Source organism: Streptomyces sp. NPDC051173 (assembly GCF_040689515.1).
In the GTDB taxonomy this organism is placed as follows: domain Bacteria; phylum Actinomycetota; class Actinomycetes; order Streptomycetales; family Streptomycetaceae; genus Streptomyces.
The window spans coordinates 13,430-33,618 of sequence record NZ_JBFBBD010000016.1 but is presented as its reverse complement, the minus strand read 5'-3'; the positions used below and the strand labels follow the sequence as shown (position 1 = coordinate 33,618).

Annotated in this window: 17 protein-coding genes; 7 read left to right on the top strand and 10 right to left on the bottom strand. The window is 73.4% G+C overall.

Annotated features, from left to right (window positions below; all coding sequences use genetic code 11):
- Positions 1 to 19: 19 nt before the first annotated feature.
- Together AB0435_RS12150 and AB0435_RS12145 are read right to left on the bottom strand one after the other, a co-directional pair.
- Positions 20 to 2,266 (bottom strand): LuxR C-terminal-related transcriptional regulator, encoded by a 2,247-nt coding sequence (locus AB0435_RS12150; protein ID WP_366426813.1) that lies wholly within the window; start codon positions 2,264 to 2,266, stop codon positions 20 to 22.
- Between the two features lie 283 nt (positions 2,267 to 2,549).
- Positions 2,550 to 3,158 carry a TetR-like C-terminal domain-containing protein gene (locus AB0435_RS12145; protein WP_366003599.1) on the bottom strand — a complete coding sequence of 203 codons (609 nt, stop codon included), beginning with the start codon at positions 3,156 to 3,158 and terminating at the stop codon, positions 2,550 to 2,552.
- A 450-nt stretch (positions 3,159 to 3,608) separates the two neighbouring features.
- On the opposite strand from AB0435_RS12145, the gene ggt reads away from it, so the two are divergent.
- From ggt to AB0435_RS12130, 3 genes are all read left to right on the top strand, one after another.
- Positions 3,609 to 5,441 (top strand): gamma-glutamyltransferase, encoded by a 1,833-nt coding sequence (gene ggt / locus AB0435_RS12140; protein ID WP_366426812.1) that lies wholly within the window; start codon positions 3,609 to 3,611, stop codon positions 5,439 to 5,441.
- A gap of 83 nt (positions 5,442 to 5,524) precedes the next feature.
- Positions 5,525 to 5,896 carry a hypothetical protein gene (locus AB0435_RS12135; RefSeq protein ID WP_366426811.1) on the top strand — a complete coding sequence of 124 codons (372 nt, stop codon included), beginning with the start codon at positions 5,525 to 5,527 and terminating at the stop codon, positions 5,894 to 5,896.
- Positions 5,897 to 5,992: 96 nt separating this feature from the next.
- Positions 5,993 to 6,577, top strand: coding sequence for a Clp protease N-terminal domain-containing protein (locus AB0435_RS12130; RefSeq protein ID WP_366426810.1), 585 nt, complete (start codon positions 5,993 to 5,995; stop codon positions 6,575 to 6,577).
- Here the strand turns inward: AB0435_RS12130 and AB0435_RS12125 are convergent.
- The 3 genes from AB0435_RS12125 to AB0435_RS12115 form a co-directional block, all read right to left on the bottom strand.
- Complete coding sequence (locus AB0435_RS12125) at positions 6,565 to 8,013, bottom strand: NAD(P)/FAD-dependent oxidoreductase (RefSeq protein WP_366426809.1); 1,449 nt, start codon at positions 8,011 to 8,013, stop codon at positions 6,565 to 6,567. The genes AB0435_RS12130 and AB0435_RS12125 overlap by 13 nt on opposite strands.
- 28 nt (positions 8,014 to 8,041) lie before the next feature.
- A complete protein-coding gene (locus tag AB0435_RS12120; RefSeq protein WP_366426808.1) occupies positions 8,042 to 8,869 on the bottom strand; it encodes an inositol monophosphatase family protein in 828 nt (275 codons plus the stop codon).
- Between the two features lie 82 nt (positions 8,870 to 8,951).
- Positions 8,952 to 10,763, bottom strand: a complete 1,812-nt coding sequence (locus tag AB0435_RS12115; protein WP_366426807.1) for a gamma-glutamyltransferase — start codon at positions 10,761 to 10,763, stop codon at positions 8,952 to 8,954.
- A gap of 143 nt (positions 10,764 to 10,906) precedes the next feature.
- Here AB0435_RS12115 and AB0435_RS12110 point away from each other — a divergent pair, with 143 nt between their 5' ends.
- Positions 10,907 to 11,962: a biotin/lipoate A/B protein ligase family protein gene (locus AB0435_RS12110; RefSeq protein ID WP_366426806.1), complete on the top strand. Its 1,056-nt coding sequence runs from the start codon at positions 10,907 to 10,909 to the stop codon at positions 11,960 to 11,962.
- 19 nt (positions 11,963 to 11,981) lie between these two features.
- Here the strand turns inward: AB0435_RS12110 and AB0435_RS12105 are convergent, their stop codons facing one another.
- The 5 genes from AB0435_RS12105 to AB0435_RS12085 form a co-directional block, all read right to left on the bottom strand.
- A complete protein-coding gene (locus tag AB0435_RS12105; protein WP_366426805.1) occupies positions 11,982 to 12,665 on the bottom strand; it encodes a GNAT family protein in 684 nt (227 codons plus the stop codon).
- A gap of 349 nt (positions 12,666 to 13,014) precedes the next feature.
- Positions 13,015 to 14,019, bottom strand: a complete 1,005-nt coding sequence (locus AB0435_RS12100; protein WP_366003588.1) for a TIGR03842 family LLM class F420-dependent oxidoreductase — start codon at positions 14,017 to 14,019, stop codon at positions 13,015 to 13,017.
- 11 nt (positions 14,020 to 14,030) lie between these two features.
- Positions 14,031 to 15,431 (bottom strand): dihydropyrimidinase, encoded by a 1,401-nt coding sequence (gene hydA, locus AB0435_RS12095; RefSeq protein WP_366003587.1) that lies wholly within the window; start codon positions 15,429 to 15,431, stop codon positions 14,031 to 14,033.
- Entirely contained in the window at positions 15,428 to 16,783 is a 1,356-nt protein-coding gene (locus AB0435_RS12090) for an aspartate aminotransferase family protein (RefSeq protein WP_366003585.1), read from the bottom strand. The genes hydA and AB0435_RS12090 overlap by 4 nt, the downstream gene beginning before the upstream one ends.
- Complete coding sequence (locus AB0435_RS12085; protein ID WP_366003584.1) at positions 16,780 to 17,622, bottom strand: nitrilase-related carbon-nitrogen hydrolase; 843 nt, start codon at positions 17,620 to 17,622, stop codon at positions 16,780 to 16,782. Before AB0435_RS12085 ends, AB0435_RS12090 begins: the two co-directional genes overlap by 4 nt.
- A 162-nt stretch (positions 17,623 to 17,784) precedes the next feature.
- Here AB0435_RS12085 and AB0435_RS12080 point away from each other — a divergent pair, with 162 nt between their 5' ends.
- Genes AB0435_RS12080 through AB0435_RS12070 form a run of 3 tightly spaced genes read left to right on the top strand, consistent with a single transcriptional unit; the run spans position 17,785 to position 20,081 of the window.
- Positions 17,785 to 18,216, top strand: coding sequence for a MarR family transcriptional regulator (locus tag AB0435_RS12080; protein WP_366003581.1), 432 nt, complete (start codon positions 17,785 to 17,787; stop codon positions 18,214 to 18,216).
- A gap of 8 nt (positions 18,217 to 18,224) precedes the next feature.
- Complete coding sequence (locus tag AB0435_RS12075) at positions 18,225 to 19,517, top strand: MFS transporter (RefSeq protein WP_366003580.1); 1,293 nt, start codon at positions 18,225 to 18,227, stop codon at positions 19,515 to 19,517.
- A gap of 9 nt (positions 19,518 to 19,526) precedes the next feature.
- Positions 19,527 to 20,081: an isochorismatase family protein gene (locus tag AB0435_RS12070; protein ID WP_366426804.1), complete on the top strand. Its 555-nt coding sequence runs from the start codon at positions 19,527 to 19,529 to the stop codon at positions 20,079 to 20,081.
- Positions 20,082 to 20,189: the final 108 nt, after the last annotated feature.

The following is a 20,189-nucleotide window of genomic DNA, read 5'->3' as shown; positions in this document are numbered from 1 at the left end:
CCGTCGTTCCCCGGCTCCGTCAGCCCGCCCGCTGCCGCATGACGCGGGCCACGTGCACCCGGGACGGGCACTCCAGCTTGTTCATGACCTGCCGGAGATGGTTGACCACCGTCCACTCGGACAGCTCGAGCGTGCGGGCGATCTGACGGTTCGTCATTCCTTCGGCCACCAGCTCGGCGATCTGGTACTGGCGCGGAGTGAGCCCGGCCGGGCGGACGGCGTCCGCCTCGGACTCGTCGGCGGCCTCGGGCGCGGACGGCACGGACAGGGCGAGCGCGAGCGCGGACTCCAACGAGAGGCAGTCGGCCGGCGGTTCCCCTTCGGACACCGGCACCGGGTCGCCGTCCGGCGGCACACCGTGCCGCTCGCGCAACGTGCGGGCCGCTCCGAGCACCTGCCGGACGAGCTGTCGTCCGGCATCGCTCCGGTCGGGCGCCGCCCGGGCCGTGGTCTCCAGTGCCAGGACCACGTCCGAGGGGCCCCCGCTGTGCAGCAGAAGCAGCTCCATCGCCTCGCGGACCGCGCCGTGCGCCGCCGCGCACCGGCCCCGCAGCAGCCTGACCCTGGCCAGGTCGACCAGCGCGAGGGCGCGGGCGTACGGATCGTCGAGGGAGCACAGATCGTCGAGGGCCCGGAGCAGCGGCTCCTCCGCCTCGGCGTCGCCCAGGCCGGCCAGGGCCAGCGCGAGCAGCCGCCGGGCGGCTGCGGCGCCTCTGACCTCCCGCCGTGCGTCGAGCGTCGCCACGGCGCCCTCCGCCAGGGCCACCGCGCCGCGCAGGTCGCCCGCCCGCCGCGCCAACTCGCCCAGGAACACGGCGGCCTTGGCGCTGCCGCCGGGGACCCCGGCGCGTTCGTACAGCTCGCCGGCGCGGGTGAGCAGCTCGCCGGCACGCTCCCGGTCCCCGCCCACCATCGCCCAGCGGCCGGCCGTCCTGAGTGCGTCGGCCAGGAGCGGGGTGAGCCCGTCGTCCTGCGGGTCGGCCGCCCGGAGCGCGGCGAGCGAACGCTCCAGCATCACGGCCGCCTCGGGCAGCAGATGGTGGACGGTCAGGGCGTCGTCGAGCGCGAGCAGGAGGCGCACCACTTCGGCATGGGCGCCCCCGGCCTGTAGTCCGTGCACGGCCGTGCGGATGTCCGGCAGCCGGGTCAGGACGAGGTCCAGCCAGCGCGACCGCCGCTCGGCCGCGCACAGCCCGCTCTTCGCGACGGCGGCGAACCGTGTGTAGTGGTCCATGTGCCGGGCGCGGGCCTCGGCCGACTCCTCGGGGGACCGGGCGAGCTGCTTGCGGTAGTGGCTGCGCACCACGGCGAGCATCCTGAACTCCGGCTCGCCGTCGGCGCGTTTCGCGCTCACCAGCAGGCTCTTGTGCACGAGCGAGTCCAGCCGCCCCGCGGCCTGCATCCGGCTGAAGCCCCCCAGGCGCTGCACCGTCAGCAGATCGACCGAGGACTCGCAGACTGCCAGCCGCCGCATCAGGGAACGCTCGTCCGACGTCAGTGCCCGGTCCCCCCAGGAGAGTGCCCCCGGGACCGACTGATGGCGGGTGGGCACATCGAGTAATTGGCTGCGATACGGGAACTCCCCGCTCCGCAGCGCCTGGAGCAGCTCCGCCGTGCCCATCGTGCCGACGGCCCGCGCCGTCACCTCGATGGCGAGCGGCAGGCCGTCCAGCGCCTCACAGATCTCGCTGATGTTCCGCAGGTCGCCGCCCTGGAGGACGTCCCTGCGGTAGTGGGCCCCGACCCGGTCCAGGAACAGCCGCGCCGCGACGGAGATGCCCGTTCCCCGGCCGCGCGGCCGCACCGGCAACGGCGCGACGGGGAAGAGGCGTTCCGCATAGACGTTGAGGGAGGAGCGGCTGGTGAGCAGGACGCGCAGCCGGGGGCAGAGGCCCAGCAGGGCGCCGATGCCGGGGGCGAGCAGCGGTGCCACCAAGTCGCTGTTGTCCAGGGCGAGGAACACCCTGCGGTCCCCGATCCACGCCCCGATCCGGTCCGGGGACGGTACGGCCGCGTCGGACATCCCGAGGCCCGAGGCGACCTTGCGCCAGGCGGCCAGCGGATCGCCGGTCGACGCGAGGTCCACCCCGACGACCGCGTCGGCGGCGGACGGTACGACGGTGGCCAGCACCACCGTCGCCAGCGCGCTCTTCCCCACCCCCGCCGGCCCGGTGACGGTCAGCAGCCGGACTTCCGGCAGGTGCAGTAGCCGGGAGAGCTCCGCGATGTCCCCCTCCCTGCCGTACAGCCGTGCCCCATGGTGCACACGCACTTCTCCACGAACACCGCAGTCCATGAGCTGGCTCACGATTTACTCCCATCAGCAAATATTTTTGCCTAAAGCAGGTAATAACGTGCAGCTGGCAGCCCGACGGAGGCGTCCCCCACCCCCGGGCATCAGAAGAAACACCTGCGCCCCCCACTTCGTGGCACAAGATGTTCCATAGATGATGCCCGAGGATTCGCGGGGCGCTTCGTGCCCCGCAGGTGTTCCACTGGAGAACCAATCAAGATCACGGAACGGCGCCTTCAGGTTCCGGTGCCCACCCTCAGCCCGTCGATCCGTGCGCCTTCAGGAAATCGTCGACCAGCTCGGGAACATAGCCCTCGCCGAAGGTGCCGCCCTCGACCAGCCTCCGGAAGACCAGCGGCCCGATGAGCCGGTCGACCGCCACATCGGTGTCCAGCTTCCCGACGATCTCCCCCGTGGACTTGGCCTCGTCGATGATCTCGCGCAGCATCCCCGTCCCCTTGCGGCTGCAGGACTCCAGGACCGCCGCGTACCGGGGATCGAGGGGCGCCTGATCGATGATGACCCGGAGCACCCGCTCCCCCTTCGGGTTGCGCAACACGTCCAGGAACGCGTTCAGTTCTCCGATCAGGTCGCGGCGCAGATCGGCCGTGCGCGCGCCGTGCTCCACCTGGAACAGGTCGGCCAGGAGCTCCTGGATGAGCAGCGCCGGCTCCGGCCAGTGCCGGTACAGCGTCGTCCGTCCGACACCACTGCGCGCGGCGACGGACACATGTGTCACCTCGGCCCAGCCGCCCTCGATCAGCAGGTCACCTGCGGCGGCGAGCGCCGCCGCCCTATTGCGTTCCGCCCGCGGGTCGGGCCCCCGGCCCACCCTGCCCTTCTCTTTGGTGCTGCTCCCGGTCATGGGTCACGCCTCCGTTCACCGACTACTTCTATGGAACAGCTTGCACCACAAATGGTCTGAGCGAAACGACCTTGGCGGCCGGGCCCCACCGGGCCGGCCCCGGTGGAGCGGCGTGGTGCGCGCCGCCCCCGCCGGGAGGGGGCCAGACATTGCCCTCCGGCGGGAGGGGGTGGGCCCGGAGGGTGGGGTTCTGGAACGCGGTGCGTTGTCACGGCACGCCATACGCGAAACGGCACCCGCACCGCGTTCCAGGTTCCCAGCCCGGAGGACCCACCCCCGGCACCATCCCCAAACCAAAGCCCGGCCGGCGATTGAGGCCACCCGAACCGCAACCGCCGCGCACCCGCATCCGGCAACGGAAGACGCCGTCCCACGACAGGCCCGTACCCGTGGCGCGCCCAGCGAGCCACGGGTAGGCTCCGGTGCCCGTCCGTCCGCAAGGAGGTAGGGATGATCCGCGCGAGAACGACCCGCCGCCTGCCCGTGCTCGCCGCCACCGCCGGCCTGATCGCCGGCCTCGGCATCGCACCCGCCACCGCGCAAGCGCAAGCGAACCCGCACCCGCACCCACCCGCCAAGACCCCCGTAGCCGTCGGCCACGGCGGCGCCGTGGCCAGCGTCGACGCGGACGCCTCCGCCGCCGGCATCGACGTGTTGCGCAAGGGCGGCAACGCCGTGGACGCCGCGGTGGCCACCGCAGCGGCCCTGGGCGTCACCGAGCCGTACTCCGCCGGCATAGGCGGGGGCGGCTACTTCGTCTACTACGACGCGAAGAGCCACCGCGTCTCCACCATCGACGGCCGCGAGCGCGCCCCGCTCAGCGCGGGCAAGGACCTCTTCCTGGAGAAGGGGAAACCGCTCCCGTTCGCCGACGCCGTCACCAGCGGCCTGAGCGTCGGCACCCCCGGCACGCCCGCCACCTGGGACACCGCGCTGCGCTCGTGGGGCAGCCGGTCCCTGGGCCAGGTGCTGCGGCCCGCCGAACGCATCGCGCGCACCGGCTTCACCGTCGACGCCACCTTCCGTCAGCAGACCGCGGACAACCAGTCGCGGTTCAAGGACTTCCCGGCCACGGCGGCGCTCTACCTCCCCGGCGGCCGCCCCCCGGCCGTCGGCAGCACGCTGCGGAACCCGGACCTGGCGCGTACGTACGAGCAGTTGGGCCGGCAGGGCACCGGGGCCCTCTACCGCGGCGACCTGGGCCGTGACCTCGTACGGACCGTACGCAAACCCCCCGTCGACCCGAAGTCGCGGCGCGTCGCGCGCCCCGGTGACCTGACGGAGCGGGACCTGCGCGCGTACGCGACGAAGGAGCAGGCCCCGACCCGTACGAGCTACCGCGGCCTGGACGTGTACGGCATCGCCCCGTCCTCCTCCGGCGGCACGACCGTCGCGGAGGCACTCAACATCCTGGAGCACGGCGACCTCTCCAAGGTGAGCGAGAAGACCTACCTGCACCGTTACATCGAGGCCAGCCGGATCGCCTTCGCCGACCGGAACCGCTGGGTCGGTGACCCCGCCCAGGAGAAGGTGCCCACGAAGGCGCTCACCTCGAAGGCGTTCGCCGCCTCCCGCGCCTGCCTGATCTCGGACGACCACGTCCTGACCAGCCCGCTCGCCCCCGGCGACCCCCGGCGGCCGGTGCCCTGCGGTACGCGCGGCAGGGCGGCGGCCACGCCGTACGAGGGCGACAACACCAGCCACCTGACCGTCGCCGACAGGTGGGGCAACGTCGTCGCGTACACCCTCACCCTCGAACAGACCGGTGGCAGCGGCATCACCGTGCCCGGCCGCGGGTTCCTGCTCAACAACGAACTGACCGACTTCTCCTTCGTGCCCGTCACCCCGGGCGTCCACGACCCGAACCTGCCGGGGCCGGGCAAGCGGCCGCGCTCCTCCATCTCGCCGACGATCGTCCTCGACCACGGCCGGCCCGCCTTCGCGCTCGGCTCGCCCGGCGGCGCGACGATCATCACGACCGTCCTCCAGACCCTGCTCAACCACGTCGACCGCGGCATGCCCCTGGTCGACGCGATCGCCGCGCCCCGCGCCAGCCAGCGCAACGCCACGACGACCGAGCTCGAACCGGCGCTGTGGAACAGCGCGTTGCGCGGCAAGCTGGAGGCCATCGGCCACGCGTTCACACGGAACCCGGAGATCGGCGCGGCGACGGGCGTCCAACGGCTGCCCGACGGCCGCTGGGTGGCCGCCGCGGAGCGGACACGCCGCGGCGGCGGCTCCGCCCTGGTCGTCCACCCGGACGGCCCGCTGTCGAGGCACTGACCACGACCGGGGCCCGAAGCCCCGGTCCGGGAAGGGACGGGACCGTCGCGTTCTGGACGCGGATACAGGCCATCGAGACGGCCGTGCACCGCTGGGACGCCGAGCACGCGCTCGGCGCGGCCCGGCCGCTCGCGACGGAACTCGCCGCGGCCGCCGTCGCCCAGAACTTCGAGGAGATGGCACCCGCCCGGCGGGCCCGGCGGCAGCTCCCCCCGGCCGTGGGCGAGCGGTTCCGGTTCCGGCAGACGGACGGCGACGGCGACTGGGCCGTCCACTTCGACGGCGCCGAGGTCAGGCTCACCGAGGGCGAAGGCCCCGGCGCCGACGTCGAGTTGGCCGGCACGGCGTCGGACCTGGTGCTGTTCCTGTGGCACCGGGTCCCGGCGGACCGGCTCGACGTGACGGGGGACCGCGGTGTGCTCGACCGCTACTTCGCCCTCGTCCCTCCCCTGTGACCGCCGGGCCCGGCGCCCCGCACGTCACGGTAGGTTGACGTGCGGGCCCGTGTCGTCTGCCGGGCCCACGGTGAGCACCCAGGAGATAGGCAAGGCATGTTCGAGCGGATGACGATGAACGCGCGGATGACGGTCATACGCGCCCAGGAGGTCGCCCGGGAGCTGGAACACCCGTGGATCGGCAGCGAACACCTGCTGCTCGGGCTCTTCCGTGAGAACTGCACGCCGAACGCGCTGGTCCGCTACGGCATCACCGCAGACGCCTGCCAGGAGGCGCTCGTCGCCGAGGTGCGCGGCGGTGCGGGCCTGTCCGCGACGGACACGGCGGCCCTGCGCGAGTTCGGCATCCTGCTGCCCGCGGACACGGCCCCCGGGCCCAGGCAGCGGCGGTCGCTCTTCGGCCGCCGCAAGGCGGAACCGCAGGAGGACCCGGCGGCGGTGCGTGACCGGCAGTTGCGTCAGCACCTGCCGTTCACGCTCAACGGCAAGAGGGCGCTGGAGGAGGCGGGCGACGTGCCCGTGTCCCAGGGCGACAGCCGCATCGCGCCCGAGCACGTGCTGTACGGCATCCTCGCCCCCGAGGACGAGGTGATCGTCCGGATGTTCCGTCGGCTGGGCACGGAAGCGAAGGCCGTGCGGGCGGAGGCCCTGACCGACCTCGTGCGGTACTACGCCGCGTAATCCGCGCCGGCGGCCCGCCTCCGGCCCTTCCCGAGCTGCCGCCAGACCGCCCGCGCCGCGTGGTGCCCGCACATGCCGTGCACCCCGGGCCCGGGCGGCGTGGACGAGGAGCAGATGAAGACGTTCGGGCGGGCCGTCGTGTAGGGGACCCGCGCGAGCTTGGGGCGGATCAGCAGCCGCAGCCCGGCGACCGAGCCGGCGGCGATGTCGCCCCCCACGTAGTTCGCGTTGCGGGTGGCCAGCTCCGGCGGTCCGGCCGTCGCACGGGCGAGCACCAGATCGCGGAAGCCCGGTGCGAAGCGCTCGATCTGGCGCTCGATCACCTCGGTCGCGTCGCCTTCCCAGCCGTTCGGCGCGTGCCCGTACACCCAGAACGTGTGCTTGCCCTCCGGTGCCCGCGTCGGGTCGACCATGCTGGGCTGCGCGGTGATGAGGAAGGGCACCGCGGGGTCGCCGCCGTGCAGCGCGGCGCCGAGGGCCGCGTCGATCTCCCCGTACGTCGGCCCGACATGGACCGTGCCCGCGCGGCGCGCGGCCTCCGACGCCCAGGGCACGGGCCCGCTCAGCGCGTAGTCGATCTTGAACACGCCGGGGCCGTAGCGGAAGTTCCGGTAGGCGTCGCCGAGCCCGGCGATGCGGGCGAGGGCGGTGGGCGAGGTGTCGAAGACGTACGCGCGGGCGGGCGGGAGGTCGTCGAGGCGCTTGACCTCGAAGCCGGTGTGGAGGGCGCCGCCCTGTTCCCGCACGTACGAGCCGAGGGCGTCGGCGATCGACTGCGAGCCGCCGCGCGGCACCGGCCACCCGCCCGCGTGCGCGGCGAGCGCGAAGATCAGGGCCATGCCGCCGGTGCCGAAGCCGGTGAGCGGCGCGATGCCGTGGGCCGCGAGCCCGGCGAACATCGCGCGGGCCTTCGCGTCCTGGAAGCGGCGCGTCAGCAGCGCCGCGGGCTGCGCGGCGAGCAGGCCGAAGCGCGCGTACAGCACGGGGTCGCGCGGCAGGCCGTCCCACGCGGTGCGCAGGAAGTCGGCGGCCACCGTGTCCCACCGGCCGCGGAAGGGCGCGACCAGCCGCCGGTACGTGCCGGCGTCGCGCGGCCCCAGCGACAGCGCCGTCTCCCCGACGCTGTGGGAGAGGACGGCGGCGCTGCCGTCGGGGAAGGGGTGCGCCATCGGCACCTCGGGGTGGATCCACTCCAGGCCGTGCCGGTGCAGCGGCATCCTGGTGAAGGCGGGCGAGCCCGCCGCCAGCGGGTGTACGGCCGAGCAGGGGTCGTGGCGGAAGCCGGGGAGCGTCAGCTCCTCCGTGCGCGCGCCGCCCCCGATCGCCTCCGCGGCCTCGAACACCTCCACGGCCAGGCCCCGGCGGGCCAGTTCGGCCGCCGCCGTGAGCCCGTTGGGCCCGGCACCTACGACGACCGCGTCGAGCATGGTGGGCACCGGACGCAACTCCCCTCGTCCCCGTGGATCAGCCGGCGGACGCCAGCAGGCCCAGGATATGCCGGAGCGTCACCTCGTCCCGCGCGGCGGCGAACGGCAGGGCGTTGCCACCGGCTATCCGGAACGGCTCGCCCGCGACCGTGCCGCTCGCCCCGCCGGCCTCGGCGACCAGCAGCAGCCCGGCGGCGTGGTCCCAGGCGTTCTCCCACGAGAAGGCGAGCGCGTCGATGTGACCCCGTGCCACGTTGAGGTATTCGAGCCCGGCCGAGCCGCAGGGGCGTGGCGCGACGCCGTCCGTGCGCAGGGCGGCCAGCACGCGCTTCTGCTCGTCGTTCGTGAAGTCGTAGTGCGAGGTCGCCACTTCGAGGACCTTGCCGGGATCGGGCGAGCCGGAGCGCAGCGGGGTGCCGTTGAGCGCCGCGCCGCCGCCGCGGCGGGCCGTCGCCATCAGGTCCAGGGCGGGCGCGTACGTCCAGGAGGCGAGCAGCTCGCCGTGGTGGGCCAGGCAGACGAGCGTGGTGAACCCGGGGTCGCCGTGGACGAACTGCCGGGTGCCGTCGACCGGGTCCACGATCCACACCGGGGCGCTGCCGCGCAGCGCGTCGAGGATGCCGGGATCGGCGTGCACGGCCTCCTCCCCGACGACGACGGATCCGGGCAGCAGGGCGGTGAGCGAGGCGGTCAGGTGCTCCTCGGCGAGCCGGTCGGCGACCGTCACCAGGTCGTGCGGGCCGTTCTTCTCGACGATCTCGTCCGCGGCGAGCTGCCGGAAGCGCGGCATGATCTCGGCGGCGGCCGCCTTGCGGATCGCCTCCTCGACGTGGTTCAGATCACCTGCGAGAAATTCATCGATCATGCGTCCATCGAACCACGCCCCACCGACATCCGGGGGCGTGGTCATGGCCACAGGATGTCTTCCGCGTGAACGGACCTCGCGGTCAGCGGCCCACCGCGTAGCCCTGCATGCCCCGCGGATTGGCGGCCGCCGACAGCACGCCCGTCTCCGGGTCGCGCGCCACCGCGCACAGCCGCCCCTCCGACCAGGGTGTGGCGACCGTCACGTCGTGGCCGCGGCGCCGCAGCTCCTCGACGACCCGCTCCCCGATCCGGGCCTCCACCGTGACCGAGCCGGGCCGCGTCGCGCGCGGGTGGAAGGAGCTGGGGAAGGACTCCTGATGCCAGTTGGGAGCGTCGATCGCGCCCTGGAGGTCGAGCCCGCCGCGCACGGCGGGGCGCAGCGCGGCCGCGAGGAAGAAGTGCAGCTGCCACTGGTCCTGCTGGTCGCCGCCGGGTGTGCCGAAGGCCAGCACCGGCTCGCCGCCGCGCAGCGCGAGGGACGGCGTCAGGGTCGTGCGCGGCCGCCGCCCGGGGGTGAGGGAATTGGGCAGCCCCGCCTCCAGCCAGGTCATCTGGAGCCGGGAGCCGAGGGGGAACCCGAGCTCGGGGACGACGGGGTTGGACTGGAGCCAGCCGCCGCTGGGCGTCGCGGAGATCATGTTGCCCCAGCGGTCGACGACGTCGAGGTGGCAGGTGTCGCCGCGCGTCACCCCGTCGGGGCCGACGGCCGGGTCGGCGCCGTAGGCGAGGGTCGGCTCGCCGCCGCCCGACGCCAACAGCGCCTCCGCCGCGCCGACGGGGGTGAGCGCGTGCTCGGGCAGCCGCGGGACGCGGCCCCCGGGGCTGCCGGGGCGCAGGTCGTACGACGCGGAGTCGCCGATCAGGGACCGGCGCTCCGAGTTGTAGCCGTCCGAGAGGAGCTCGCGCAGCGGCACGTCACCGGTGGCGTCGCCGTACCACGCCTCGCGGTCGGCCATGGCGAGCTTGCCGCCCTCGACGAGCGTGTGGACGTAGTCCCCGGTGCCGTACTCCGGGAGTTCGCCCAGCAGGGCGAGCTGCTGGAGGAGGACCGGACCCTGCGACCAGGGGCCGGCCTTGCACACGGTCCAGCCGTTCCAGTCGTACGTGACCGGGTCCTCGTAACCGGCCCGGAAGCCCGCGAGGTCGTCACCGGTGAGCGGGGCCGCGTGCCGCTCACCGGAGGAGTCCAGGGTGGGGCGGGTGGCGGTCCGTACGAGTGCCTCGGCGACGAAGCCCTCGCGCCAGACGCGGCGGGCGGCGCCGATGCGCCGCTCCCGGCCGCCGCCCGCCGCGTCGGCCTCGGCGAGGAGCCGGCGCCAGGTGGCGGCGAGCGCCGGGTTCCGGAAGAGCCGGCCGGGGGCGGGCGGCCGGCCGCCGGGCAGATACAGCGCGGCGGAGTCCGGCCACTCACGGGTGAACAGCTCCTGCACCGCCCGTACGGTCATGCCGACCGCCGGGACCGGGGCGTGCCCGGTCTCCGCGTACCCGATGGCGTACGACAGGACGTCGGCGAGCGACTTGGTGCCGTGGTCGCGCAACAGCAGCAGCCAGGCGTCGAACGCGCCCGGCACCGCGGCCGCGAGGGGCCCGGTGCCGGGCACGAGCGTCAGCCCCAGCGAGGTGTAGTGCGCGATGCTCGCCCCCGCGGGCGCCGGCCCCTGACCGCAGAGCACCCGCACGGCGCCGCCCGCCGGGGCGATCACGGCGGGCACCTCACCGGCCGGTCCGTTCATGTGCGGCTCGACCACTTGAAGGACGAAGCCCGCCGCCACCGCGGCGTCGAAGGCGTTGCCCCCGCCCTCCAGCACGGCCATCGCGGACTGCGACGCGAGCCAGTGCGTGGAGGAGACCATGCCGAAAGTGCCCTGCAAGGTGGGGCGCGTGGTGAACATGGCCTCTAGGAAGGCAGATTCCCCGACCGGCGCGCAATAGCGCCGCGACGCCCGGCGGGGCTCCGCCGGCGGTGGCGTTACGGTTGATCCCGCGAGCGGCCGGGCGGCCGGGCGCCCCGAGAGAACAAGCAGGAGGACGCGCCGTGCACGGCGAATACAAAGTACCGGGCGGGAAGCTCGTCGTCGTGGACCTGGAGGTCGAGGACGGAGCCCTGCGCGACGTCCGGGTGGCCGGTGACTTCTTCCTCGAACCGGACGAGGCGCTCCTCGACATCAACCGCGCCCTGGAGGGCGCGCCCGCGGACACCCTCGCCCCGCAGCTCGCCGCACGCGTCGACGCGGCCCTCCCCGAGGGCACGGTGATGTTCGGCTTCACCTCGGAGTCGGTGGGCGTCGCGGTCCGCCGCGCCCTGGCCCAGGCCACCGACTGGACCGACTACGACTGGCAGCTCATCCACGACGGCCCGCAGGACCCGGCGCTGCACATGGCGCTCGACGAGGTGCTCACGGCCGAGGTCGCGGCCGGGCGGCGGCCGCCGACGCTGCGGGTGTGGGAGTGGGGCTCGCCCGCCGTCGTCATCGGCAGCTTCCAGTCCCTGCGCAACGAGGTCGACCCCGAGGGCGCGGCCCGCCACGGCATGACCGTGGTCCGCCGGATCTCGGGCGGCGGCGCGATGTTCATCGAGCCGGGCAACACCATCACCTACTCCCTGTGCGTGCCCGACGCCCTGGTGCAGGGCCTGTCCTTCGCCGACAGCTACGCCTATCTGGACGACTGGGTGCTGGGCGCGCTGGAGGGCATGGGCGTCAAGGCGTGGTACCAGCCGCTCAACGACATCGCCACCGACTCCGGGAAGATCGCGGGGGCGGCCCAGAAGCGGCTGGTCGGGGCGGAGGGCGCGGTGCTCCACCACGTGACCATGGCCTACGACATCGACGCCGACAAGATGCTCGACGTGCTGCGGATCGGCAAGGAGAAGCTGTCCGACAAGGGGACGAAGAGCGCGAAGAAGCGGGTGGACCCGCTGCGCCGCCAGACCGGCCTGCCGCGGGCGGCCGTCATCGAGCGCATGGTCGCGTCCTTCCGCGACCGCTACGGCCTGACGGAGGGCGCGGTCACCCCCGAGGAGATGGCCCGCGCCCGCTCCCTGGCGGAGACGAAGTTCAGCTCGGAGGAGTGGACGGCGCGCGTCCCGTAAGGGACGGTCCGGGCCCGGTCTAGGCCGACATGAGCGGACGCAGCCGCTCCGGCCCGGGGCCCGCCGCCACCCGCTGTTCGAGCCGCTCCCGCACGTGCGGCCACTCCTCGTCGAGGATCGAATAGAACGCCGTGCCCCGCACCATGCCGTCCAGGCCGCGGGTGTGGGCCCGGCGGACGCCTTCGAGGGCCGCGCCGAGGCGCTCGATCGCCGCGCGCGAGCGCAGGTTGCGGGCGTCGGCGCGCAGGGACACCCGCCGGACGTCCCATGTCTCGAAGGCGTGGCGCAGCAGGAGCAGCTTGGCCTCGGTGTTGATCCCGGTGCCCCGGGCGCGCGGGGAGAGCCAGGTGCCGCCGATCTCCGTCGCGTCGGGTATCGCGGTGAGCGGGTCGCCCAGGGGCTCGCGCGGGGCGGGCGGCCAGGGCACCGGGCCCTGCCAGTAGTCCAGCTCGCAGAACCGCGTCGAGCCCACCACCAGGCCGTCCGCCGCCCGGACCACGGCGAAGGGCAGCGCCCGCCCCGAGATCCGCGCCGCCACCGCCTCGGCGACATAGCGCTTGGTGGCCTCCACCCCGTGGGGCACGGGCGTGAAGACATAGCCGCCGCGGTCCTCGGCCGCCGCCGCGGCCAGCGCCTCGACGTGCCGCTCGCCGAGCGGCTCCAGCCGCACACCGCGGCCGTGGAGGAAGACGGGTACGGGCATGGGCCCTTGCCTCCTTCAGCGGGGGAACGGGGAGCCCGGCGGCGGGCGTCGCGTGCGCCGCGAGGCAGGTGCGCCGGATGTGGCCAGTGTGCGTCCGGGAAGTCACCGGGCGGGGGTCGGCGGGGCGAAGGTCAGGGGACGGGCAGGTGAAGGCGAGGTGCGGGGCACTTCGCGGTCCCGTCGCATTGCGTATGCGAATACGTGCGGCCTGTGTGTGAGGCGGTCGGCCGCGGGACCGGGGGAGTCTCGACCACGGGACCGGGGGAGCCCCGGCGGCCAATCCGGAGGAGCCCCGGCCGCCGGACCGGGAGAAGGCCCGGTCCGGCGGCCGGCGGTCGAGGCGGAACCCCTAGGAGCCGGCCAGCGCGGGAATGACGTCCCGGCCGTAGGCGTCGATCGTCGACTCCTTCGCGTCGTGCATCGCGTAGACCGCGAACTGGTCCACCCCCAGCGCCCGCAGCTCCTCCAGCCGCTCGCGGTGTGCCTCGACGGGGCCGAGCAGGCAGAACCGGTCCACGATCGCGTCGGGCACGAAGTCCGTGGAGGGGTTCCCCGCGCGGCCGTGGTGGCTGTAGTCGTAGCCGTGGCGCTGTTTGATGTACGCGGTGAGGGCCTCGGGCACCAGACCGGAGTGCTCGCCGTACCGCTGGACCAGGTCGGCGACGTGGTTGCCGACCATGCCGCCGAACCAGCGGCACTGCTCGCGCGCGTGGTCCAGGTCGTCGCCCACATAGGCGGGCGCGGCGACGCAGACGGTGACGGAGTCAGGGTCGCGCCCGGCGTCGGAGGCCGCGGTCCGCACGGCCTTGACCATCCACTCCGTGAGGAAGGGGTCGGCGAGCTGGAGGATGAAGCCGTCGGCCTCCCGCCCGGCGAGGGCGAGCGCCTTTGGGCCGTACGCCCCCATCCACACCGGCAGGCTGCCGTCCCGCACCCAGGGCAGGCGCATCGGTGTGCCGCCCACATCCGCCTCGCGCCCCTCCGCGAGGTCGCGGATGACGCGCATCGCCTCGCTCAGGGTGGCGAGGGTGTTCGGCTTGCGGCCGGCCACCCGCATCGCGGAGTCGCCCCGGCCGATGCCGCACACGGTGCGGTTGCCGTACATGTCGTTGAGCGTGGCGAAGGTGGAGGCCGTGACCTCGGGGGTGCGGGTGGAGGGGTTGGTGACCATGGGCCCGACGGTCAGCCGCTCGGTGTGGTCGAGGATGCGGCTGAGGATGACGAAGGGCTCCTGCCACAGCACGGCGGAGTCGAAGGTCCAGCCGTAGTGGAAGCCCGCGCCCTCGGCGCGGCGCATCAGGTCCACGACGGCGGAGGCGGGCGGGTCGGTCTGGAGGACGATTCCGAAGTCCACGGCGGTGCTCCTTACGCGAGGTACTGACAGGGGGTGCGCGGTACGTAACGGCCGTGCCCGGCACGCCCCGTGAACTGCCGCTGTTCGATGACGGTCTCGCCGCGCGACAGGACGGTCTCGACCTGTCCGGTGATCCGCTTGCCCTCGTAGGCGGAATAGTCGACGTTCATGTGATGGGTCGCGGCGGAGAGGGTCTGCCGCGCGTGCGGGTCGTAGATGACGATGTCGGCGTCACCGCCGGGCGTGATGGTGCCCTTGTGCGGGGCGAGGCCGAACATCCGGGCGGGGGCGGCGCAGGCGATCTCGATCCACCGGCGGCGTGTGATGCGGCCCTCGATGACGGCCTGGTGGAGGAGGTCCATGCGATTCTCCACGCCGGGCAGGCCGTTGGGGATCTTCGAGAAGTCCCCGCGGCCCAGCTCCTTCTGGCCGGCGAAGCAGAACGGGCAGTGGTCGGTGGAGACCACCTGGAGGTCGTCCGTGCGCAGCCCGCGCCAGAGCGCCTCCTGGTGCTCACGCGGCCGCAGGGGCGTCGAGCAGACGTACTTGGCGCCCTCGAAGTCCGGTTCGGCGAGATTGTCGGTCGAGAGGAAGAGGTATTGCGGGCAGGTCTCGCCGAAGACCGGGAGGCCCTTGTCCCGCGCCCGCGCCAGCTCCGCGAGTGCCTCCTCCGCCGAGACGTGCACGACGTAGAGAGGGCTGCCGGCCACCCGGGCGAGCTGGATGGCGCGGTGGGTGGCCTCGGCCTCCAGCAGTGCCCGGCGGACCTCGCCGTGGTAGCGCGGATCCGTGCGGCCCGCGGCGAGAGCCTGCTCCACCAGGACGTCGATGGCGATGCCGTTCTCGGCGTGCATCATGATCAACCCGCCGTTGCCCGCGGCGCGTTGCATGGCTCGCAGGATCTGCCCGTCGTCGCTGTAGAACACCCCGGGATAGGCCATGAAGAGCTTGTACGACGTGACTCCCTCGCCCATCAGGAGATCCATCTCCTTCAGCGAGCTCTCGTTCACATCGGAGAGGATCATGTGGAAGGCGTAGTCGATCGCGCAGGTGCCCTCGGCCTTGGCGTGCCAGGCGTCGAGCCCTTCGCGCAGCGCCCCGCCACGTGGCTGGACGGCGAAGTCGACGACGGTCGTGGTGCCGCCCCACGCGGCGGCGCGGGTGCCCGTCCCGAAGGTGTCGGAGGAGGCGGTGCCGCCGAAGGGGAACTCGAAGTGCGTGTGGGCGTCGACCCCGCCGGGGATGACGTACTTCCCCGTGGCGTCCAGGGTGCGGTCCGCCGTCCAGCCCTGGGCGAAGGCGCTGTCGGGCGTGGCCAGGGCGGCGATCCTGCCGTCCTCGACCAGGACGTCCGCCGTCGTCTCCTCGGCGGCGGTGATGACGAGCCCGCCGCGAATGGCCGTTCTGGTCATGGCCGTTCCCCCTCCTGTGCGTGCTGCACCTGGCGCAGGGTCTCTTCAAGGACCGCGGCGCCGGCCTCGGCCTCGGCGACGGTGAGGGTGAGGGGCGGGGCGATGCGCAGCACGTTCCCGTCGTGGCCGCCCTTGCCGATCAGCAGGCCGCGCTCGCGGGCGTGCTCCAGGGCGAGGGAGGCGGCCTCCGGCGCGGGCGACCCGTCGGGCCGTACGAGCTCGACACCGGCCATCAGGCCGCGGCCGCGCACCTCCCGGACGACGGGGAGCCCGGCGGCGACGGCGCGCAGCCGCTCGATGAGGAGGCCGCCGACGCGGCGGGCGTTGCCCTGGAGGTCGTGCTCCAGCAGATAGGTCAGGTTGGCCAGGCCGGCGGCCATGGTGACGGGGCTGCCGCCGAAGGTCGAGATGGAGTTGGCGGAGAGGCAGTTCATGACCTCGGCGCGGGCGACGACCCCGCCGACGGACATGCCGTTGCCGATGCCCTTGGCGAAGGTGAGGATGTCGGGCGGGCCGCTCGCCGCGTGCGCCTGCCAGCCCCAGAAGTGGTCACCGGTGCGGCCCCAGCCGGTCTGCACCTCGTCGGAGATCCACAGGATGCCGTGGCGCGCGAGGACTTCGCGGAACGCGGCGTACAGCCCGTCGGGCGGTGCGGTGAACCCGCCGACGCCCTGGACCGGTTCGGCGATCAGGGCGGCGACGTTGCCGTGTGCCTGGCCGAGCATGTCCTCCAGATCCGCGACGCAGGCCGCGGTGAACTCCGCGTCGGACAGCTCCGCGAACGGCCCGCGGGTGCGCACGCCGCCGTGCAGATAGAGGGTCTGCAAGGGGGAGAGGCTGGTGGGTGACCAGGAGGCGTTGCCGGTGATGGCGACGGTGGAGAAGGACCGGCCGTGGTAGCTGTTCCGCATCGCCAGGATCTGGTTGGACCGGCGGTGGGTGGTGGCGAGCAGCAGGGCCGCGTCATTGGCCTCGGTGCCGGAGGTGGTGAAGAAGACCCGTGCGTCGGGGATCCCGGAGAGCGAGGCGATCCGCTCGGCCAGCTCGACCATGTGGCGGTCGAGATAGAGCGTGGAGGTGTGCAGGACGCGCCCCGCCTGCTCGGCGACCGCCTTGGTGACCTCGGGCAGGGCGTGGGCGGTCATGGTGGTGAGGATGCCGCCGAAGAAGTCGAGATAGCGGCGGCCCTCGGCGTCCCACACGTGGCGGCCTTCGCCGTGGGTGAGCTCCAGCGGCTCGCGGTAGTAGAGCGTGAGCCACTCGGGCATCACGGCCCGGTGCCGGATGTGCAGATGGGTGGCGGGGGCGGGCGCGCGGCCGGGTGGAGGCACCTCCGGGGGCGCGGCGCTCATGGCCGGACCAGCCCGTCGTAGGCGTCGGGCCTGCGGTCGCGGTAGAAGGCCCACTGCTGGCGGACCTCGTCGATGAGGCCGAAGTCCAGGTCGCGGACGACCAGTTCCTCCTTGGTGTCGCTGGCGACGTCGCCGACGAACTGCCCGCGCGGGTCCACGAAATACGAGGTGCCGTAGAAGTCGTTGTCGCCGTACTCCTCGCGGCCCACGCGGTTGATCGCGGCCACGAAGTACTCATTGGCGACGGCCGCCGCGGGCTGCTCCAACTGCCAGAGATGGGCGGAGAGTCCGCGCGACGTCGCGGAGGGGTTGTACACCAGCTGGGCCCCGGCCAGGCCGAGCGAGCGCCAGCCCTCGGGGAAGTGGCGGTCGTAGCAGATATAGACGCCGACCTTGCCGACGGCCGTGTCGAAGACGGGCCAGCCGAGGTTGCCCGGTTTGAAGTAGTACTTCTCCCAGAAGCCCTTGACCTGGGGGATGTGGTGCTTGCGGTACTTCCCCAGATAGCGGCCGTCGGCGTCGATCACGGCCGCCGTGTTGTAGTAGAAACCGGACTGCTCGATCTCGAAGACGGGCACGACGATCACCATGCCGGTCTCCCGTGCGAGCTCCCGCATCCGCTGGACGGTGGGTCCGTCGGGCACCTCCTCGGCCCAGCGGTAGTGCTCGCTCTCCTGCACTTGGCAGAAATACGGGGCGTTGAAGACCTCTTGGAAGCCGATCACCTGCGCACCTTGCGCGGCGGCCGCGCGGGCGTGCTCCTCGTGCTTGGCGATCATCGATTCGGTGTCGCCGGTCCAGGTCGCCTGAACCAGAGCGGCGCGCACAACATTGGCCATGAGCTGCTCCTTTGCCGGGGCGTCAGCCAGGCTGACACGCGTAGATCCACGTGTGCTGCGACCGTATGACCCGTCACGCTCGGTGGCAAGACCAGCGCGCGGCCTGTGGATAACTCGACAGGAAAACTTGCAAGTTTTCCTGTCGTTCTTTACGGTGGGGCCATGAGTGACAAGGAACAGGAACGCGTCGCCGCCGATCTGGCCGCCACCGTCTCCCAGCTCATGCGGCGCCTGCGCACGGCCTCGCCCCAAGGCGCCCTCACCCCCTCCCAGCGCGCCGTGCTCAGCCGGCTCGGCACCGACGGCCCCGCCACGACCGCCGCCCTGGCCCGCGCGGAACTCGTACGCCCCCAGTCCATGCGCGTGATCCTCGGCGTGCTGGAGGAGATGGAGGTGGTCGCCCGCTCCCCGCACCCCACGGACGGCCGGCAGGTCGTCTTCTCCCTCACCGCCGAGGGCGAGGAAGCGCTCGCGTCCGTACGCGACTCCAAGAACAGCTGGCTCGCGGCCGCCATCGAGCGCCGCCTGGACCCCGGCGAACAGCGCACCCTGATCGAGGCCACCCGCCTCCTCAAACGCCTGGTCGAGGAGTGAGCCGAGGAATGAAAGGTCCCGGAAGCGCGCCCCGGACCCCCGCCACCGGGGCGTCGCACGACGGCACCGGGACGGGCGTGCCGCCGTCGGAACATGGCGCCGGCCCGGCCTTCGGCGGCCGCTTCATGGCACCGCTGCTCCTCGGCGCGGTCCTCAATCCCGTCAACACCACCGCGATCGCCACCGCCCTCGTCGCCATCGGCCACGACTTCGGCACCGGCCCGGCAGGCACCGCCTGGCTGGTCTCCTCCCTCTACCTCGCCAGCGCGGTCGGCCAGCCCCTCATGGGACGGCTCGCCGACCTGCTCGGCCCGCGCCGCGTCTTCCTCGCCGGCCTGGTGGTGGTGTGCGCCGCGGGCCTGACCGGCGCGCTCGCCTCCGGCTTCGGCCAGCTGATCGTCTCCCGCGTCCTGCTCGGCATCGGCACCTCCGCCGCCTACCCCGCCGCCATGGCCATGCTCCGGACCGAGTCCCTGCGCGTCGGCCGCGAACCACCGCGCACCGTCCTCGGGCGGCTCTCCCTCGCGGCGCTCGGCAGCGCGGCGATCGGCCCCGCGCTCGGCGGGCTGCTCACCGCCACCACCGGCTGGCGCGGCATCTTCGCCGTCAACGTGCCACTGGCGATCGTCCCGCTCGTCCTCGGCCTGCGTTGGCTGCCGCGCGACACCGTACGTCCGGCACGCGGCCGCGACCGCCCCGCCGCCGAACGCACCCCGCTGTCCGCGCTCCTGCGCAACCGGCCCCTCGTCGTCACCTGCCTGCGGCACGGACTGGCCTACCTCACCATCTACTGCACGCTCTACGGCTTCACCCAATGGCTGGAGGAAGCCCACCGCTACTCCTCCTTCGCCACCGGCCTCGTCATGCTCCCCATGTCCGGTGCGGCGGCGGTGTGTTCACTGCTCGGTGCCCGCACGAAGGGGCTCCGCGCACCTCTCACCGCGGCGGCCGCCCTGCTCGCCCTGGGCAGCGGAGGGCTGTTCCTCGCGCACGGCGGCACCCCGCTCGCCGCGCTGCTGCTCGTCTCCGCGCTCTTCGGCGTACCGCAGGGCCTCTCCTCCACCGGCAACCAGGCCGCCGTCTACGCCCAGGCCCCGCCCGGCGGCGTCGGCGCCGCGGCCGGGATCCAGCGCGCCGCGCAGTACCTCGGCGCCGTCGCCGCCACCGCCCTGATCGGCCTCTGCTACGGGCAGCGCGCCACCGACACCGGCCTGCACCACCTCGCCACCGTCACCGGTGCGCTGAGCCTGTCCCTCGTCGTCCTGACCGTCACCGACCGCGCCCTGCGCGCCCGCACCTAGGAGACCACCGTGCCCGCCACCACCCTCGACCCCAGGACCGCACTGGTCCTCATCGACCTCCAGAAGGGCATCCTCGCCCTCCCCACCGCCCACCCCTCCGCCGAGATCCTCGCCCGCGGCGCCCGGCTGGCCGCCGCCTTCCGCGAGCGCGGCCTGCCGGTCGTGCTCGTACGCGTCGCCGGCGCCGCGCCCGGCCGCTCCGACGCTCCGCTGCGCGGCGGACAGCCCCCGGCCGACTTCGCCGACCTGGCCCCCGAACTCGACTGCCAGGACGGCGACATCGTGATCACCAAGCACACCTGGGGCGCCTTCCACGCCACCGATCTCGATCTCCAGCTGCGGCGCCGGGGAGTCACCCAGATCGTCCTCGGCGGTATCGCGACGGGCGCGGGCGTCGGGTCGACCGCCCGCGCGGCCCACGAACACGGCTACCACGTGACGGTCGCCACCGACGCCGTCACCGACCCCGACCCGGAGATCCACCGGGTCACCGTGGAACGGGTCTTCCCGCGCCTGGCCGAGACGGACACGACGGAGAACATCCTGAAACTGCTCGCCTCCTAGGCCGGCAGGCTGGTCCGACAGGGGTGCGCCCTCCGCCGGGGGCGCACCCGGACCCCTCGAACGTTCATGTCGGATTTCCGCGAGCCAAAGCCCTCACCGCGGACGATC